Source organism: Agromyces sp. Y782 (assembly GCF_059445405.1).
In genome coordinates this window covers 1-16,498 of record NZ_JCAIUG010000002.1, presented here as the reverse complement: position 1 = coordinate 16,498, position 16,498 = coordinate 1, and the positions used below count along the sequence as shown (strand labels likewise).

The following is a 16,498-nucleotide window of genomic DNA, read 5'->3' as shown; positions in this document are numbered from 1 at the left end:
GCTGGTTACGCCTTCCGCATGTACGCCCGCACGGTGAGCGGCGCGAAGATCGCGACGATCACGGCGGCACCGAGCAGCGAGACCGCCGCGTCGGTTCCCCAGGTGCCGGTGTTCACGAGGTCGCGCACCGCGGTCACGAGGTGCGAGACCGGGTTGATGTCGACGAACCACTGCAGCCAGTCGGGCATCGTGTCAGCCGGCACGAACGCGTTCGAGAGGAAGGTGAGCGGGAAGAGCACGACCATCGAGACGCCGGACACGCTCGAGGCGGTGCGGGCGATCACTCCGAAGAACGCGAAGATCCAGCTGATCGCCCACGAGCACGCGATCACGAGCAGGCCTGCCCCGATGATCGCCCAGATGCCGCCATCCGGGCGGAATCCCATGATGAAGCCCATCACGAAGGTGAGGGTCGTCGCGATGGTGTATCGCACGGTGTCGGCGAGCAGGGCTCCAGAGAGCGGGGAGATGCGCGCGATCGGCAGTGAACGGAAGCGGTCGAATACGCCCTTGTCCATGTCTTCTCGCAGCTGCACCCCTGTGACGACCGAGGTCGTGATGACGGTCTGCACGAGGATGCCCGGGATGATGGTCGGCAGGTAGCTCACGACGTCGCCCGCGATCGCCCCACCGAAGATGTACGTGAACATCAGGGTGAAGAGAATCGGCTGCACCGTCACGTCGATGAGCTGCTCGGGAGTGCGCTTGATCTTGAGCAGGCCACGGTAGGCCATCGTGAGCGTGTGCGAGACGACCTCGGAGAAGGTCACGCGGTTCTTGAGTTCTCGAGCCGTGCCCGGAACGATGGTGGCGCGCGCGGCGGGTGGGGTAGTGGTGATGGTGGTCATGCGCGGCTTCCCTCCTTGCTGTCGAATGAGTCGGTGCCGAATGGGTCGGTGCCGGATGCCCCGGCGGCGGCGGTCTCACCGTCGGCGCCGTGCCCCGTGATCGCGAGGAACGCCTCATCGAGCGTCGGCTTTGAGACGCTGAACTCGGCGAGGCGCACGCCCTCGTCTCGCAGGGTCACGAGCAGTTCGGTGACCCGGTCGGGGTCGTGCATGGGGGCGGTGATGCGCCCGGCCTCCGGCGAGCTGGTGGGCACCACGCCGAGCACGCGTTCGATCGCGACGCGGGCATCGGCGAGGTCGCGCGGGTCGGCGAGACGCAGCTCGAGGCTCGATTCGCCGACGGAGGCCTTGAGCTCGTCGGCGGTGCCCTCGGCGACGACACGGCCGCGGTCGATGACCGCGATGCGGTCGGCGAGCTGGTCGGCCTCGTCGAGGTACTGGGTCGTGAGCAGCACGGTCGAGCCGGTCGCGACGAGGCGGCGGATCGTCTCCCACATCTGGGCTCGGGTGCGCGGGTCGAGCCCGGTCGTCGGCTCGTCGAGGAAGATGAGCGGGGGCTGCGCGATGAGGCTCGCCGCGAGGTCGAGCCGGCGACGCATGCCGCCGGAGAAGTTCTTCAGGGGGCGGCGTGCGGCTTCGGTCAGACCGAACTCCTCGAGCAGCTCGACCGATTTGCGGCGGGCCGCCCCCGCGCCGTACCCCTGGAGCCGGGCGAAGAGGAAGAGGTTCTCGGTTGCCGAGAGCGTCTCGTCGACCGAGGCGTACTGCCCGGTCACGCCGATGAGCTGACGCACGATCTGCGCTTCGCGCACGACGTCGTGGCCGAACACCTCGGCGCGGCCGGCGTCGGGCTTGAGCAGGGTGGCGAGCATCGAGATGGTCGTGGTCTTGCCCGCGCCGTTCGGGCCGAGCACGCCGTAGACGGATCCGGTCGCGACGCGCAGGTCGACGCCGTCGACCGCTCGGTTCGAGCCGAACGTCTTGACGAGGCCTTCGGCCTCGACGGCCCAGTCGGACCGGTTCCGTGTCTGTGTCTGTGTCTGTGTCTTCATGACAGTCTGTGTGGTCATGAACACATCGTGCGAGGTGCCCCTTTCACGACGCTCACACGATGCTCACAGGGCACTGTCGGCCGCTGACACGGCGTGAGAGGCAACGTGCGTGCACGCTGGCGATCCTGCGCCGAACGGGCGTGACCGGCGCCGCGTGCGCATGATTCTGCGAGTCTGCGCCGCAACGCTGCGCGAGACTCGGCGTAGCCTTGGGGTGTGACAGCGTTCGTCTCAGCCCTCGATCTCTTCTCGATCGGGATCGGCCCCTCGAGTTCGCACACCGTCGGCCCGATGCGGGCGGCACGTGCCTTCGCCGAGCGACTCGTGGGCGACGACGTGCTCGAGCACGTGATCCGCATCACGTGCTCGCTCTACGGGTCGCTCGGTGCGACCGGTCTCGGTCACGGCACACCCGACGCGGTCGTCGCCGGACTCGCCGGGCTCGAGCCGCATGACTCCGACCCCGACGAGGTGCGCGGCGCCTGGTCGCGGCTCGGCACCGAAGACACCGCCGGCACCGCCGTGCGCATCATGGGCGGCCACGCCGTGCGGATGCTCCACAGCGATCTCTCCCTCGAACCGCGCACCCGCCTCCCAGGCCATCCCAACGCGATGACGCTGCAGGCATGGGGCGACGGCCCGCTCCCCCTCGCCGAAGAGACGTACTACTCGGTCGGCGGCGGCTTCATCCGCCGCGAGGGCGAAGCCGCGTCCGAGGCCGAAGCGCTGCGTCATCCGCTGCCCTATTCGAACGCCGACGAACTGCTCGCGCTCTGCGAAGAGCACGGCGTCTCGTTCTGCGACGTCGCGAGGTACAACGAGGTCTCGGTGCACGGCGATGAGGGCATCGACGCCGGACTCGACGCGATCTGGGCCGCGATGGCGTCGTGCGTCGCCCATGGGCTCGCCACCGAGGGCACTCTGCCCGGCGGGCTCGGCGTGAAGCGTCGGGCACCGCACGTGCGCCGTCGTCTCGAGGAGTACGACCGCGACGAGGCCGCACACAGTGGTGCATCCGGACGCGACACGTCGACCGAGTGGCTGCATGCTTTCGCCCTCGCGGTGAACGAAGAGAACGCCTCGGGCGGGCGCGTCGTCACCGCGCCGACGAACGGCGCAGCGGGCATCATCCCGGCCGTCGGCCACTACTACCTGAGGTTCGTGCCCGGTGCGGATGCGGCCGGCATTCGCCGGTACCTGCTGACCGCGGCCGCGATCGCCTCTCTCGTGAAGAAGAACGCCTCGATCTCGGGGGCCGAAGGCGGCTGCCAGGCCGAGGTCGGCTCCGCGTGCGCGATGGCGGCCGGTGCGCTCTGCGCCGTGCTCGGCGGCACACCGCGCCAGATCGAGAACGCCGCCGAGATCGCGATGGAACACCACCTCGGCCTCACGTGCGACCCCGTCGCGGGTCTCGTGCAGGTTCCGTGCATCGAGCGCAACGCGATCGCGTCCTCGACTGCGGTCTCGGCCGCGCGGCTCGCGTTGCACGGCGACGGCACGCACCTCGTCTCGCTCGACACCGTCATCGAGACGATGCGGCAGACGGGGCTCGACATGATGACGAAGTACAAGGAGACGAGCGAGGGCGGGCTCGCGGTCAACGTCGTCGAGTGCTGAGCGTGCAGCCGGAAACGGCTGCACGTGTCCGGTCACCGGTAAGCGGCGCTGCGCCGGTTACGGTCTGTTGCGACCTCCGCCGGCGCAGACCGCCCGCACGACTAGCGTTTCGCCATGACCGCTCCCGCCCTCGAACTCCCCGGCCCCCTCGTCACCGCAACATGGCTCGCCGAGCATCTCGGCGATGAACGCCTCGTCGTCGTCGATGCGAGCGTGCTCGGTGTCGAGGCGCCCGCCGGGTTCCACTGGCTCTCGGGGCTCGACGAGTACCTCATCGACGGACACGTGCCCGGCGCGATCTTCGCCGACCTGCTCGAGGAGTTCTCCGACCCTACGGGCGGCCTCACCTTCACGAGACCCGATCTCGAGCGGCTGGAACACGCTGCACGGGCGGTCGGCATCGACGACGAGACGATCGTCGTCATCTACGACTCGTCGATCGGGCAATGGGCGGCACGGCTCTGGTGGTTGCTCGCCTCCGCCGGATTCGACGGGGCTGCGGTGCTCGATGGCGGCCTCGCGGCGTGGCGCGCCGGCGACGGGCCGCTCGATTCCGGCTTCGAGTCGCCGCGCACGGCCGGCGCGCTCTCTCTGACGCCGGTCGACGGGTACTGGGCCGACATCGACGAGGTGCGACGCATCGTCGATGGCGAATCGGATGCCGCGCTCGTCTGCGCGCTCCCCCGAGGCGACTTCCGCGGCGAGAGCGGCCGGCGGGAACGCCGCGGGCACATCCCCCGAAGCGTCAACGTTCCCGTCGGCTCCGTCGTCGACCGGGAATCCCGCACGCAATTGCACGGGGCCGCGCTCGCCGAGCGTCTCGCCCCCGCGACCTCGACGAGCGCCGGGCGCATCGTCGTCTACTGCGGGGCCGGCATCGCGGCGGCGGGCACGGGCTTCGCACTCCGGCGGGCCGGGCACACGGATGTCGCGGTGTTCGACGGGTCGCTCGAAGAATGGGTGGCCGACCCCGAGGCGCCCCTCGTCACTCTTGCGGGCTGAGGCGCAGCGTCGTCTCTGCCGGCGTGCCTGCCGGCGTATCTGCCTGCCCACCCGACCGCCCGGTGCCCAGGTGGGCGCCGATGTCCCGGCCGACGCCCGCCCGAGTGCGTGAGGCCCGTCTCAGCAGGCGCAGCTGATGTCGCCGTTCGCGACCGCACCACCGCGCAGGCCCTCCGCGGTGACGTTCGTGAGCGCATCGGCGGGGCTCTGGGCCGGGCCGTCGGCGGTGTCGTAGGCGAAGCCCTCGCGTACCCAGTACTCGAACCCGCCGAGCATCTCTTTCACGGGATGACCGAGCAGGGCGAACTCGAGTGCGGCGCGTGTCGCGCCGTTGCATCCGGGCCCCCAGCAGTACACGACGACCGGCATTCCGGCGGGAATGCGCGACGCAGCCTCGGGTGCGACGCGTCGGCCCGGCAAGTGCATCGCACCCGGCACATGTCCCTGCGCCCACGACGCTTCGTTGCGAGTGTCGACGAGCACGAACCCCCGCTCGGCGTCGGCGAGCGCGGCGGCGACATCCGAGACATCGGACTCGAAGCCGAGGCGACCGCGGAAGTGGGCGATCGCGGCGGCGGAATCGGCGACGTGCTCGAAGAGCGACGGAACGGCAGCTGTCGTCGGGGTGGAGATCGTCTCGGTCATGTCTTCACCCTGTCATCGACGAACGCGTCCGCACCGGCGAAATAACGCCGTCATGGCGCGACATCCGGCCATGATCGGGGTGCGACCGCATTCCGCGACCGCCGCATCTCCGCCTACCCTGAATCCATGCACCTCGGCGAGATTTTCCTGTTGCTCGGCGGTTCACTCGCGGTCACCGCGTTCGCCCGATGGCGCGGCTGGCCGGCTCCGCTCCTCGTCATGGGGGTCGCCTTCGTCGTGTCGGTCGTTCCGGCGATTCCCGAGATCGACGTCGACGGCGAGCTCGTCCTGAGTCTCGTTCTGCCGCCGCTGCTGTACTCGGCCGCACTCGATGTCACCTATCTGAACTTCCGGCGCAGCATCCGCCAGATCCGGCGGCTCGGCATCTACCTGCCGATCGCGACCGCCGCCGCCGTCGGACTCGTGGTCTGGCTCATCGCCCCATCACTCGGCCTCCCCATGGCGCTGCTCATCGGGGCCATCGTCGCACCCTCCGACGCCGTCTCCGCCGCAGCCGTGGGGCGCAAGCTCGGCCTTCCTCGCCGTGTGATGACGGTGATCTCCGGCGAGAGCCTCGTGAACGATGCGACGTCGATCACCCTGTTCCGCACCTTCGCCGCGATCGTCGCGGGCGCCACGGTGACCTGGCTCGACGGCATCGGCTCCTTCCTGATCGCCGTGGCCGTCGGCACCGGCCTCGGCCTGCTGATCGGCTGGCTCGTGACCCTCGTGCGCACGCGGCTCGACGATTCCGTCATCCTCGGCACGATCGGTCTGCTCGTGCCGTTCGCGGCATATGCGATCGCCGAGCGGCTCGGCGGCTCGGGGGTGCTCGCGGTCGTGGCCGCCGGCATCCTGATCGGCTACAACGCGCCGAAGACGGGCTATGCCACTCGGCAGCAGGAACGACCGCTGTGGCAGTCGATCGACGTGCTCCTCGAGGGCCTCGTATTCGCCCTCATCGGGCTGCAGTTGAGCCCGGCGGTCCTCGACGTGATGTCGAGCCCCCTCGGCCTCTGGCGCAACATCGCCATCGCTCTGGCCGTGCTCGCGACCGTCATCCTCGTACGCATCGTCTGGGTCTTCGGCGGCTACGGGCTGTCGCGCCGAGTCGGGAATCGGCTCGCGCCCGTCTGGGCGAGGCACGGCCGCAGATACCACGTGGAGCCGCAGCTCGCGCCGAAAGAGCTCGCAGTCATCTCGTGGGCGGGCATGCGCGGTGTCGTCACGCTCGCCACTGCGACGGCGATCCCGACGATGGCGGGCGATCCGAGCGCGGGCAGCACGGTGTTCCTGATCGCCTTCGTGGTGACCATCGGCACGCTCCTGTTGCAGTCGACCACGCTGCCCGTGCTCATCCGCCGACTCGGCGTCGTCGCCGACGACGAACGCGAGCAGGACCGCAAGGAGATCCAAGCGGTGCTGCATCGCAGCAATCAGGCCGGACTCGCCTACATCGAGAGCCGCCGAGCCGAGTGGCGCGAACGATTCGGCCCCGAACTCGCCGACGACGTCATCGACCGCTTCGAAAAGCGCATTCGAGCGGATGCCACGAGGGCCCGTCAGCTCGAGAGCGACGAGGATGCACCGCCAGCCGCTTCCCAATCGGAATTCGCGGAACTCTCCCGCCAGTGGATCGCGGCGCGAAGGAAGGTCGCGCTCGAGGAACGCGATGCGGGCCACCTCAATGAGGAGGTCATGCGCGAACTCTTCTTCGCCCTCGACGCCGAGGAGCTCGCGCTGGATTCGCGGACCGCCGTGCGTTCGGATGCCCGCGGCGAGATGCCGTGAGCGCCGGCCCCGATCGGGGCCGGGCTCGGCTGCGCGGGCGTTACTCGGCCGACGCGAAGAAGGCGGTCAAGGCGGCACCCAGCGCGGCGAGATCGTCGACGTGCGCGAGCTCGCGGACCGAGTGCATCGACAGGAGCGGCACCCCGACATCGACCGTTCGGATGCCGAGTCGGGTCGCCGAGAGCGGCCCGATGGTCGAACCGCAGGGAATCGAGTTGTTCGACACGAACGACTGGGTCGGCACTCCCGCCCGGCGGCAGATCGCCGCCCAGAAGCCGGACCCGGGCGCGTCGCTCGCGTAACGCTGGTTCGCGTTGAGCTTCAGCAGGGGCCCGCCGCCGAGCACCGGCCGGTTCGCGGGATCGTGCCGATCGGGATAGTTCGGGTGCACCGCATGGCCCGCGTCCGACGAGACGATCCAGGATGCCGCGAACGCGCGCCGTCGCTCGATCTCACCCGCGCCGAGCCCAGCCGCGACGCGCACGAGCACGTCGTCGAGGAACGGCCCACTCGCGCCCGAACGCGACTCGGAGCCGAGCTCCTCATGGTCGAAAGCGGCGAGCACGCTGATGTGCCCGGCATCGTTCGGAGCATCGAGCAGCGCCGCGAGTCCCGCGTAGACCGAGCTCAGGTTGTCCATGCGCCCCGACGCGAACAGGGCGTCGTCGAGACCGAACCGGCCAGGCGCCTGGGTGTCTGCCACGAACACGTCGTGCCCGACGACCCGATCGACCGGCACCCCTGCAGACGCCGCGAGCACCGCCAGGATGTCGCCGTCGGCGCCCGCGCCCCAGATCGGTTGCATGTGGCGCTGCTTGTCGAGGGTGAGGCCCTTGTTCACCTCGCGGTCGAGGTGGATCGCCAGTTGCGGGATCCGCAGCATCGGCCCGGTGCGCACGAGGTGCTGCACGCCGTCATCGGTGACGATGCGCCCGGCGAGCTCGAGCTCACGGTCGAGCCACGAGTTCAGGAGCGGCCCTCCATAGACCTCCACCCCGGCCTGCAACAGCCCTTCGGAGCTCGACGTCGGGCGCGGCTTGAGCTTGAACGACGGCGAATCCGTGTGCGCACCGAGGATCCGGTACGGCGTCGTCGCGTCCGCTCCCTCGGGCGCCACCCACGCGATGACGGCGCCGTCGCGCACCACGACGTGGCGACCGCCGCCGGCCGGCCACTCGTCGCGCTCGTCTCGCCGATCGAATCCGGCAGCTTCGAGCCGTCGGGCGGTCTCGGCGGCGGCGTGGTACGACGATGGGGAGTCGCGGACGAAGTCGGCGAAGTCGGCGATGTAGGCGTCGGTGCGTGATGCGGGCATCCTCCCATCCAACACCGCCCGCGCCTCGCGGTCGAGTTCACCGCTCGACACGAGCCCGCCCGAGGAGCAGGGTGGAGTCGGGGGCACCACCCAGGGGAAGGACGCGACGATGTCGATCACCTACGAACACGAGCCGCCGTACACCGTCGGCGTCCTGATCGGGAGCCTCTCGGTCGATTCGATCAACCGTCGCCTCGCGACCGCGCTCGCACGCCTCGCGCCCGACGAGTTCCGGTTCACCGAGATCGAGATCGGGCAGCTGCCGCTCTACAACCGGGACTTCGACATCGACTACCCGCAGGTCGCCCGCGATTTCAAGCGGTCGATCGCCGACGTCGACGCCCTGCTCTTCGTCACGCCCGAGTACAACCGTTCGCTGCCGGGAGCGCTCAAGAACGCGATCGACTGGGCGAGCCGCCCGTTCGGCAGCAATGCCCTGAGCCAGAAGCCCTCAGCCGTCATCGGCGCTTCGACGGGCGCGATCGGCACGGCGGTGGCGCAACAGCAACTGCGCAGCATCCTGAGCTTCTGCAACGCCCCGCAGATGAACTCACCCGAGGCCTACATCCAGATGACGCCCGGGCTCGTCACCGACGACGGCGAAGTCACGGTCGAGAGCACGCGCGAGTTCCTCGTCACCTACCTCACGCGCTTCCTCGAGTTCACGACCCGCGTGCTGACGGTGCTGCCGCGCTGACCATACTGCCGCACTGGTCGCACTGCGGGGCGCCCCCGGTGTCGCGTCGACGGTGTCGCGTCGCTCCTCGCCAGTTCTCGAGTTCAGGCGAACCGCACCACCGCCTGCAGGCGCGAACGCACCTCCATGACCTCGGTGCCGCCGAGATGCGCCGATGCCGGCAGCCCCTCGCGTACGGCGCTCGCGAGGCGCGATCTCCGCACGAGCGCGACGACCGCGCCGCGAATGGTGCCGCCGAGTTCGAGCGGCTCGGCGGTGTGCTCGTCGGGCACGACGATCATGAGCGCCGTCGGCTTCACGCGCGCAGCCCGACCGATGGCCTTCGCCCGCGCGGCGAGTGCGCGCACCGGCCGTTCGCCGCCGAGCGCCTCGCCGACGAGTTCGCCGCGTTTCATCACCACAGGCCCGCCCCAGTCCTCCGACTGGATCGCGAAGAGCCCCGTCGGGCCGAGCACGAGGTGGTCGAGCTTCGGCGGCAGTCCGCGGCCCGCGGCATCCGTCGCGAGATCGTGCCACACCGTGTAGGCGATGCCGAGCGTCGCGAGCGCGCGCGCACTCTCTTCCTCGGCGAGGGCGTCGGCGAGCACGTGACGGATGTCGTGCGGAGCACTTCGCACGAGTGCGGGATCATAGGGGTCGGCGAGTGTGACACCCCGGCCCGCCCACTCGCGGATGAGGTCGAGGTAGCGCTCGCGGGAGAGCCCGCCGGGGTGGCCGTAGGTGCGGGCCAACGGACGCGAGTCGCGCCGTGGCCTCGGCGAAGCCGGGGCCCAGGCCTCTCGGGTCGGCGCAGGAGTGCCCGCTCGCGATCCGCGGTCGAAGGCGGCGCGCGCATCGGGTGTGCCGACCAGCTCCCACGCCGACTGCACGGCGTGGAATCGCACGACGTCGCCGCCCGTGTCGGGGTGCGCGGTGCGCAGTGCGCGACGGTACGCGAGTCGCAGTGTCGCGTCGTCGGCGTTGGAGGAGACGCCGAGCACCTCGTAGGGTGAGGCGGAGAGCGGACTGTCGGGCATGGGCTCGCTTTCGATGTGCGACCACGAGAATACCGCGGCCCGCCTGTGCGCGGGTCTAGACTGCCGACCACAGGGGCCCGTGCGGGCCGCAGGGGAGGCTCCGATGCTCGTCGACGTCAAGACCACAGGGACCGTCCAGACGAATCGAAGGAGCGGCTGATGCTCGTCGACGTCAACTATTGGGCCGTGGTCATCGCAACGCTGTCGACGATGCTCGTCGGCTCGATCTGGTACACGCCGAAGGTGTTCGGCAACTACTGGATGCGGGTCGCGAAGGTCGATGATTCCGGCGATCGCGGGGCGGTCGGTCCGATCCTCACGACCCTCATCGTGAGCTTCATCTCGGCCTGGGTGCTCGCGATCGCCACCCAAGTGGCATGGACGGCCCTCGGCGGCAACTACCTGCTGATGGCCATCACGACGGGCCTCATGCTCTGGGCCGGCTTCACCGCCGCGCGTTTCATCACGCACGACGCGTTCGAAGGGCGCCCACCCGGCCTCACGATCCTGAACATCGCGCACGAGTTCGTGACGGTGCTCATCATGGCCCTCATCATCGGGGTGTGGCCGCCGGCCGGCACCGTCTGAATCGATCGGTCGTTCACTCCGCGAAGCGCAGCATCCCGTCGTCGATGAGCGTTCGCACCGCCGGCACGAGTTCAGCACCGAGCGCACCCTCGTCGACCTCGAGCAGTTGCGCGAGCGCTCCGATGATCGCGCCGACCGCGAGTTCCCCGTCGCAGGCGCCGACGAGCGCCGCGAGCCCCGTGTCGAGGCTGATCGCACGCCCGAACCCGCCGCCCTGGCGCAGCAGCATCGCAGTCGGGTCGTCGTCGCCCGGCCAGTAGTGGCGCTCTTCGGTGACGTCGCCGGCGGTCACGAGCCGGGCTGCGGCGAACGCGTCATCGCTCAGCGCGGCCTGCCGGTCGTGACCGTCGAGGCACTCCGCGAGGTGCCCGCCGAGTCCGGCCTCGTTCGAGCCGAGCGCACCGTGCAGCCGCTCGACGCGGGCGAGCCCCCCGAGTCGGGCGAGCGGCGCGCCACGCGACGGCTGAGCGGATGCCGCGGCATCCGCTCGCCGCAACAGCACGTAACCGAAGCCCACGCGGTTGATGCCACGGACGGCGAAGTCGTCGAGCCACGCCTCGTACAGCCGGTCGAACTCGGCCGTGCCCGGCCGCGTGCCGCCGTCGCGGATCCACGTCTCGGCGTACTCCGTGACGTGCAGCAGGTCCCGCTCGATGATCCAGTGGTCGATGTGGCCTGCCCAGTCGGCGACGCGATGCAGGGCATCGTCTGCTCCCAACCGGTACTCCCAGTTTCCGAGCAGCTGCGCGACCCCGCCCGGCTCCAGATGCTCGCCGATACCGCGAACGACCGCCTCCACGAGCGCATCCCCGACCATGCCGCCGTCGCGGTAGTCGTATTCGATCACCCCTTCGGTCCGCGGAGTGATGACGAACGGCGGGTTCGAGACGATCCGCTCGAATCGCTCCCCGGCGACCGGATCGAACAGGCTGCCGAGCCGCAGCTCCACGCCCGCGATGCCGTTCAGCGCGAGGTTCAGCGCGGCGATCGCCAATGCGCGCTCCGAGATATCGGTCGCGACCACGCGGTCGGCGAACCGAGCGGCGTGCATGGCCTGGATACCGCACCCGGTGCCGAGGTCGAGCACGCTCACCGCAGGCGTCGGCAGCATGAGCCCCGACAACGTCATCGATGCGCCGCCGACGCCGAGCACGTGGTGCGCTCCGAGCGCCCGCCCGAGAACGAGCTCGCCGAGGTCGGAGATGATCCACCACTCGCCGCTCCCCTGCGCGTCGATGAAGGCGTACGGGCGCAAGTCGAGCGCGGCCCGAACGGCTCCTGCGGTGCCGGCGCGGCCTGCGCTGCCGGTGGCGTCAGTGCCGCCCAAGAGCCCGAGTTCGATGGCTCCGTCGACGCCGAGGGCCGGCAACGCGTCCGCGATGTCGCCGCGGGGCACCGCTCCGCCGAGCACGAACAGCTCGGCGAGCGTGATGAGACCGGCGAATGCCTCGAGCTCGGTGCGCCGCGCAGCGACGACGCGACGTGCGGGCACGCGTTCGCCGCGGTGGAGCGCGGCCGCGGCATCCGGACCCCACAGCTCATCGAGTGCAGCGACCGTGAAACGCGCGGCGACGAGGTCGGAACGCAACCGACCCAGCAGCTCGGTCGTTCGGGAGCCGGCGACGGCGATGCCCTGGCTCGGACGAGGTTCGGTGCTCATCCGACCATTCAAGCGCACCGCGGCATGGCTGCCGGCGCGCGCACCAGCCGCGCAGGATCAGGAATTCCGCAGCCATGTCGCGCTCCTCGGATCCCCCGCTGAGTTTCCACCCGTTCGATCAGCTGTTCGGAGCGACCGCGAGGCGAGCGTCATCGACTCGTCATCTGCCGTACACGTCGGATTGCGCTTTGTAACCCGCCCGTCACACGGTGCGTTTAGCGTTGATTACGATCGAATGAGGCGAGGGAGGGCGCATGGCAGAGTCGACGACGCTCGAGCGTCTGCGTCAAGACGCTCGCGACGAGCTCTCGGCACTCATCGAGCTTCGGTGCCGTCTGGGCGAAGACCCATGGGTCTTCCTGCCCGACCTTCCGTCGGTCGACGAGCAGGTTGTCGCGACGCTTCGCGAAGAGCGTCTGCACTCCGAGCGTTGGCGCACGGTTCGGGCACGTGCCTACCACCCGGCCGCCCGCGAAGGCGAGGCCGCGAAGTTCGAGTTCGAGCTGCTGCGCGAGATCGCCCTCGACCACCCCGAGCTCAGTTCGGCGGTGTGGTTGGTGCTCGATCGGGTGCCGTCGCGCTGGTGAGGCGCTGCACTCGCCGCCAGGTGATGAAGCCGAAGATCGTGAAGACGCCGTAGAAGACGTAGAGCAAGGCCGATGCGTAGTAGCCGGCGCTCACGAGCAGCGGCACACCCACGATGTCGACCGCCACCCAGATCAACCAGAACTCGGTCCACCCCTTCGCCATGCCCCAGGTGGCCAGCAGCGACCCCATGAAGATCCACGCGTCGGCCCACACCGGCTCGAACGAACCCAGGGCGCGGAAGACCGGCGTCAGTACAAGCGTTCCACCGATGAGGGCGACGCCGAGCAGGATGCGCGCCCTGGGGCTCGCCCACTTCGGCTCGACCGCCGTCGCGCTGACGTGGCGGTGGCGCGACCACCGCACCCAGCCGTAGATCGAGACGGCGATGAACATCAGCTGCCGTCCGGCCTGCCCGAGCAGGTTGACCGGGTTCGGGGTGTCGAACACGGCCCCGAGGAAGACCGTGAAGAGCAAGGCGTTGCCGACGATGCCGACCGGCCACGCCCACACCTTGCGGCGGAGCCCGCCGAGAGCGCTCGCGAGGCCGAAGAGGTTGCCGACGATCTCGCGCCAGAGGATCACCTGGTCGCCGATCACGAGCTGGGCATCGAAGAGCCACTCGAAGGGATTCATGCCGCTACTGCGTCGCGGTCGCGGTCGCGGTCGCGAGCCTTCCGGATGACGAGCAGCGCGATCAGGCGCCACCCGATGAGGAACACCGCGAGCGTCAGCGTGGCGACGACCACGAACGCGAACTGCACGCCCTGGCCGCCCACCGCGCGGAGCAGCATGCCGCCGGCCACGGTCACCGCCCAGACGACGACCCCCGTGGGCCAGACGGCCAGTGGATGCCGCCATGCGAAAGTCGCGGCCCAGCCGACGGCGAGTGCCGCGAGGAAGGGCCACGCCGTACCGGCCGATCCGGCGAGGTCCAGCCCTTCGGCGTGGCTGCGCCGGCCGATGATCACGAAGACGACGACCAGCACCACATCGATGATCGCGGCGACGGCGACGACGCCTGCTCCGCCCTGCGTTCGCCTGGTCATGCTCTCATCGTACGGATGTGGAGCAGAGCCCGCGGACTGCGGTCGGTCGGTCGGTCGGTCGGCTCAGCCTGCATCCGTTCGTAAGCCTGTTCAACAACGTTCGCACCGGTGTAGTCCAGCACGATCCGCAAGGAGGCATATATGCCTGCGGCATGGTTGGGCGCCATCAGTCGAAAATATCCGAATTGTTCAGGGTTGCGAGTTCGACCCGGGCGGTGTCAGCCTCGGCGCGTTGGCCGCGGCAGTGCTGACTCACACGGCCACACGGGGGCAACCTACGAACTCAGGGAGGGCCGTTCACCTCGTCCGAGCTGGCCGCTACGATCAGCCAGGAACTCGGCTCCGGGGTCATCTACGAAGACCCCTCGGAGACCGCCTTCGCCGACGTGCTGACGGGAGCCGGATTGCTGCCCGAACTCGCGACGCTGCACCCGCGGACCCCGCAACAGCAGGGCGTCACGCGCGCCCGCCGAACGCGTCGAGAGCCGCGGCATCGCCGACCGGGAGGGCGCACACGAACGTCTGGCAGCGGTACGCGGCCGCGGTGCCGTCGCGCGTAGTTCGGCCGTCGAACAGCGAGAATCCCGCGTCGGAGAACGTGCTCGCCTGCTGCTCGTCGACGACCACGGTGACGGATGCCTCGTGCCGTCGCGTCGCCTCGATGAGGCCCAGTTCCTCCTCGCCGACTCGGCGCCCGTCGCTGCGATCGGCGACGACCGTGACGAGCTGCACGACCGGAGCCCCGAGTCGCGCCATGACCCCCAGTGCTCCGCCGAACGCGAGCGGTCGCGTCAGCGCGATTCCCACGACCGAGGTCATCGCCTGCTCGGCCGCAGTGCGATATCCGTCGCCTGCGCCCAGGAGGTACAGCCGCCACGCGGCATCCGCGCACGCTGTGATACCAGAGGGGACGCTGCCCTCCGCGGGATCTTCAGGCAGCACCAGGCCGCGCGCCTGCAGCACGGGGTCGGCACCGCCGGGCGGCGCGAACGGGACGGTCGCACCGGCCGCCGCCGCCATCGCAGCATCGACGAGCGATCGCGCGGCAACCGCGTAGCCGCACTCGCCGGTCGCCACTGCGAGTTGGAGCAGACCGCCCGCGAACATCCCCGTGTCCTCGAGCGTCGCAACCGCCTCCGACGCTGTTCCATCGAGCGAGGCCCGCACGAGTACGCCGCCAGGCCTCACGTGGTCTGCGAGCAATCGGTCCGCAGCACGTCGTGCCGATGCCAACGACACCTCATCGCCGCACGTGGACGTGTGCTTGGCAAGCGCACCGATCGCGAGCCCGTTCCACCCGGTCAGGATCTTCTCGTCGAGGGCGGGCGGTTCGAGGGCGGCGCGCCCGTTCGCGTCGCGTCGGTAGTAGCCGCCTTCGCTCCGCGCGCCGTCGATCAGGCTCTCCGAGTCCTGCGCACTCGCGAACCCGCCGGCCGCCAACTGCATCCGCTCGGTGAGGAATCCGGCGATCCCCTTGGCGGTCTCGCCGAGCGCCGAGTCGGTCGGATCGGCCAGCACGAGCTCGGCGGCGACGCCGAGCAACAGGGCGTTGTCGGTCAGCATCCGCTCGTAGTGGGGGTCGCTCCAGTCCGCCTTCGTCGCGTATCGGAAGAACCCGCCCTCCACCGGATCCCGCAGCGGCGAGGCGCTCATTCGTCGCATGGTGCGGGCAGCGACCGTGCGTCCCGGTTCCTCCATCGCGGCGAGGAAGCCGAGCACCGGAGCCATCGGGAACTTCGGGGCACGACCGAAACCGCCGTACACCCGATCCTCCTGACTCGCCAGTTCAGCGACCGCCGTCTGCAATCGTGCGAGGGTCGGCAGCGCTCCGGCAGTCTCCGCAGCGGATGCCGCGGCCAACGCCTGCGTCACGGCGGCCGCCGTCTCGTCGAGCTGCTCGCGACGCTCGCGCCACGCCTCGCCCACTGCTGCCAGGACTTGCGCGAAGGACGGCACCCCTCGCATCTCGCGAGGCGGGAAATACGTGCCGGCGTAGAACGCATGGCCCGCGGGAGTCGCGAAGACGGTGAGCGGCCATCCGAGCTCGTGCGTGAATGCGGAGGCCGCTGCCAGGTAGCTCGCGTCGACATCAGGATGCTCTTCGCGGTCCACCTTGACAGCGACGAAGCCGTCGTTCAAGATCCGTGCCGTCTCGGGGTCGCTGAAGCTCTCACGAGCCATGACGTGGCACCAGTGGCACGTCGCGTACCCGATCGAGATGAACATGGGCACGTCACGCTCGCGAGCCGCCGCGAATGCCGCCTCGCCCCACGGGTACCAATCGACCGGATTCCCCGCATGAGCACGCAGATACGGGCTCATGGATTCGCCGAGACGGTTACCCATCTCATCAGACTAGTTCCGCCGGTCCCCGCCGTCTCCGTGATCGCCGTCACCCTGAACGAAAAAAGAGCCGCCCGGACGGGGCGGCTCGGCAATGGACGTGCTCGTTCAGCACGCCCGTTGACCTCAGAAGCTCGTTAAACCAAAGAGAGCCGCCCAACCTTGGGCGGCTCTCTTCGAAATTATGTCCGGCGGTGTCCTACTCTCCCACAGGGTCCCCCCTGCAGTACCATCGGCGCTGCGAGTCTTAGCTTCCGGGTTCGGAATGTGTCCGGGCGTTTCCCTCGCGC

General features: G+C 69.7%; 15 protein-coding genes and 1 rRNA gene. 6 read left to right on the top strand and 10 right to left on the bottom strand.

Translation table 11 applies throughout. The annotated features are described in order from the left end of the window. Positions 1 to 5: 5 nt before the first annotated feature. Positions 6 to 848, bottom strand: a complete 843-nt coding sequence (locus AC1C2S_RS14275; RefSeq protein WP_495353274.1) for an ABC transporter permease — start codon at positions 846 to 848, stop codon at positions 6 to 8. Then, positions 845 to 1,918: an ATP-binding cassette domain-containing protein gene (locus AC1C2S_RS14270; protein WP_495353273.1), complete on the bottom strand. Its 1,074-nt coding sequence runs from the start codon at positions 1,916 to 1,918 to the stop codon at positions 845 to 847. Before AC1C2S_RS14270 ends, AC1C2S_RS14275 begins: the two co-directional genes overlap by 4 nt. Positions 1,919 to 2,116: 198 nt before the next feature. Here AC1C2S_RS14270 and AC1C2S_RS14265 point away from each other — a divergent pair, with 198 nt between their 5' ends. Together AC1C2S_RS14265 and AC1C2S_RS14260 are read left to right on the top strand one after the other, a co-directional pair. Next, positions 2,117 to 3,517, top strand: a complete 1,401-nt coding sequence (locus AC1C2S_RS14265) for an L-serine ammonia-lyase (protein WP_495353272.1) — start codon at positions 2,117 to 2,119, stop codon at positions 3,515 to 3,517. Between the two features lie 114 nt (positions 3,518 to 3,631). Next, positions 3,632 to 4,519 carry a sulfurtransferase gene (locus AC1C2S_RS14260; protein ID WP_495353271.1) on the top strand — a complete coding sequence of 296 codons (888 nt, stop codon included), beginning with the start codon at positions 3,632 to 3,634 and terminating at the stop codon, positions 4,517 to 4,519. Positions 4,520 to 4,639: 120 nt separating this feature from the next. Here AC1C2S_RS14260 and AC1C2S_RS14255 read toward each other — a convergent pair whose 3' ends face one another. Then, complete coding sequence (locus AC1C2S_RS14255; protein ID WP_495353270.1) at positions 4,640 to 5,164, bottom strand: rhodanese-like domain-containing protein; 525 nt, start codon at positions 5,162 to 5,164, stop codon at positions 4,640 to 4,642. Between the two features lie 126 nt (positions 5,165 to 5,290). On the opposite strand from AC1C2S_RS14255, the gene AC1C2S_RS14250 reads away from it, so the two are divergent. Further along, positions 5,291 to 6,955: a cation:proton antiporter gene (locus tag AC1C2S_RS14250; protein ID WP_495353269.1), complete on the top strand. Its 1,665-nt coding sequence runs from the start codon at positions 5,291 to 5,293 to the stop codon at positions 6,953 to 6,955. Positions 6,956 to 6,995: 40 nt separating this feature from the next. On the opposite strand, the gene AC1C2S_RS14245 is transcribed toward AC1C2S_RS14250, so the two are convergent. Next, entirely contained in the window at positions 6,996 to 8,270 is a 1,275-nt protein-coding gene (locus tag AC1C2S_RS14245; RefSeq protein ID WP_495353268.1) for a M18 family aminopeptidase, read from the bottom strand. Between the two features lie 109 nt (positions 8,271 to 8,379). On the opposite strand from AC1C2S_RS14245, the gene AC1C2S_RS14240 reads away from it, so the two are divergent. Next, on the top strand, positions 8,380 to 8,967 hold the full coding sequence (locus tag AC1C2S_RS14240; RefSeq protein WP_495353267.1) for an NADPH-dependent FMN reductase: 588 nt from the start codon (positions 8,380 to 8,382) through the stop codon (positions 8,965 to 8,967). 83 nt (positions 8,968 to 9,050) lie between these two features. On the opposite strand, the gene AC1C2S_RS14235 is transcribed toward AC1C2S_RS14240, so the two are convergent. Then, positions 9,051 to 9,983 carry a J domain-containing protein gene (locus AC1C2S_RS14235; protein WP_495353266.1) on the bottom strand — a complete coding sequence of 311 codons (933 nt, stop codon included), beginning with the start codon at positions 9,981 to 9,983 and terminating at the stop codon, positions 9,051 to 9,053. A gap of 159 nt (positions 9,984 to 10,142) precedes the next feature. Between AC1C2S_RS14235 and AC1C2S_RS14230 the strand changes: the two genes are divergently transcribed. Beyond that, on the top strand, positions 10,143 to 10,571 hold the full coding sequence (locus AC1C2S_RS14230; protein WP_495353265.1) for a DUF1761 domain-containing protein: 429 nt from the start codon (positions 10,143 to 10,145) through the stop codon (positions 10,569 to 10,571). A 13-nt stretch (positions 10,572 to 10,584) separates the two neighbouring features. Here AC1C2S_RS14230 and AC1C2S_RS14225 read toward each other — a convergent pair whose 3' ends face one another. After that, positions 10,585 to 12,231 (bottom strand): DUF7059 domain-containing protein, encoded by a 1,647-nt coding sequence (locus tag AC1C2S_RS14225; RefSeq protein WP_495353264.1) that lies wholly within the window; start codon positions 12,229 to 12,231, stop codon positions 10,585 to 10,587. Positions 12,232 to 12,485: 254 nt separating this feature from the next. On the opposite strand from AC1C2S_RS14225, the gene AC1C2S_RS14220 reads away from it, so the two are divergent. Next, positions 12,486 to 12,818, top strand: a complete 333-nt coding sequence (locus AC1C2S_RS14220) for a hypothetical protein (protein WP_495353263.1) — start codon at positions 12,486 to 12,488, stop codon at positions 12,816 to 12,818. Here AC1C2S_RS14220 and pnuC read toward each other — a convergent pair. From pnuC to rrf, 4 genes are all read right to left on the bottom strand, one after another. Beyond that, complete coding sequence (gene pnuC, locus AC1C2S_RS14215) at positions 12,769 to 13,452, bottom strand: nicotinamide riboside transporter PnuC (protein ID WP_495353262.1); 684 nt, start codon at positions 13,450 to 13,452, stop codon at positions 12,769 to 12,771. The genes AC1C2S_RS14220 and pnuC overlap by 50 nt on opposite strands. Beyond that, positions 13,449 to 13,865, bottom strand: a complete 417-nt coding sequence (locus tag AC1C2S_RS14210) for a DUF3054 domain-containing protein (RefSeq protein ID WP_495353261.1) — start codon at positions 13,863 to 13,865, stop codon at positions 13,449 to 13,451. Before AC1C2S_RS14210 ends, pnuC begins: the two co-directional genes overlap by 4 nt. Before the next feature lie 456 nt (positions 13,866 to 14,321). Next, positions 14,322 to 16,211: a thioredoxin domain-containing protein gene (locus AC1C2S_RS14205; RefSeq protein WP_495353260.1), complete on the bottom strand. Its 1,890-nt coding sequence runs from the start codon at positions 16,209 to 16,211 to the stop codon at positions 14,322 to 14,324. 183 nt (positions 16,212 to 16,394) lie between these two features. Then, positions 16,395 to 16,498, bottom strand: a 5S ribosomal RNA gene (gene rrf, locus AC1C2S_RS14200); the annotation flags it as partial.

What these genes read in the sequence shown, in the direction of transcription:
- AC1C2S_RS14245 (WP_495353268.1), bottom strand. Translation starts at nt 8,270, where the DNA reads ATGCCCGCATCACGCACCGACGCCTACATCGCCGACTTCGCCGACTTC.
- pnuC (WP_495353262.1), bottom strand. Translation starts at nt 13,452, where the DNA reads ATGAATCCCTTCGAGTGGCTCTTCGATGCCCAGCTCGTGATCGGCGAC.
- AC1C2S_RS14220 (WP_495353263.1), top strand. Translation starts at nt 12,486, where the DNA reads ATGGCAGAGTCGACGACGCTCGAGCGTCTGCGTCAAGACGCTCGCGAC.
- AC1C2S_RS14230 (WP_495353265.1), top strand. Translation starts at nt 10,143, where the DNA reads ATGCTCGTCGACGTCAACTATTGGGCCGTGGTCATCGCAACGCTGTCG.
- AC1C2S_RS14255 (WP_495353270.1), bottom strand. Translation starts at nt 5,164, where the DNA reads ATGACCGAGACGATCTCCACCCCGACGACAGCTGCCGTTCCGTCGCTC.
- AC1C2S_RS14250 (WP_495353269.1), top strand. Translation starts at nt 5,291, where the DNA reads ATGCACCTCGGCGAGATTTTCCTGTTGCTCGGCGGTTCACTCGCGGTC.
- AC1C2S_RS14235 (WP_495353266.1), bottom strand. Translation starts at nt 9,983, where the DNA reads ATGCCCGACAGTCCGCTCTCCGCCTCACCCTACGAGGTGCTCGGCGTC.
- AC1C2S_RS14205 (WP_495353260.1), bottom strand. Translation starts at nt 16,211, where the DNA reads ATGGGTAACCGTCTCGGCGAATCCATGAGCCCGTATCTGCGTGCTCAT.
- AC1C2S_RS14210 (WP_495353261.1), bottom strand. Translation starts at nt 13,865, where the DNA reads ATGACCAGGCGAACGCAGGGCGGAGCAGGCGTCGTCGCCGTCGCCGCG.
- AC1C2S_RS14225 (WP_495353264.1), bottom strand. Translation starts at nt 12,231, where the DNA reads ATGAGCACCGAACCTCGTCCGAGCCAGGGCATCGCCGTCGCCGGCTCC.
- AC1C2S_RS14275 (WP_495353274.1), bottom strand. Translation starts at nt 848, where the DNA reads ATGACCACCATCACCACTACCCCACCCGCCGCGCGCGCCACCATCGTT.
- AC1C2S_RS14240 (WP_495353267.1), top strand. Translation starts at nt 8,380, where the DNA reads ATGTCGATCACCTACGAACACGAGCCGCCGTACACCGTCGGCGTCCTG.
- AC1C2S_RS14260 (WP_495353271.1), top strand. Translation starts at nt 3,632, where the DNA reads ATGACCGCTCCCGCCCTCGAACTCCCCGGCCCCCTCGTCACCGCAACA.
- AC1C2S_RS14270 (WP_495353273.1), bottom strand. Translation starts at nt 1,918, where the DNA reads ATGACCACACAGACTGTCATGAAGACACAGACACAGACACAGACACGG.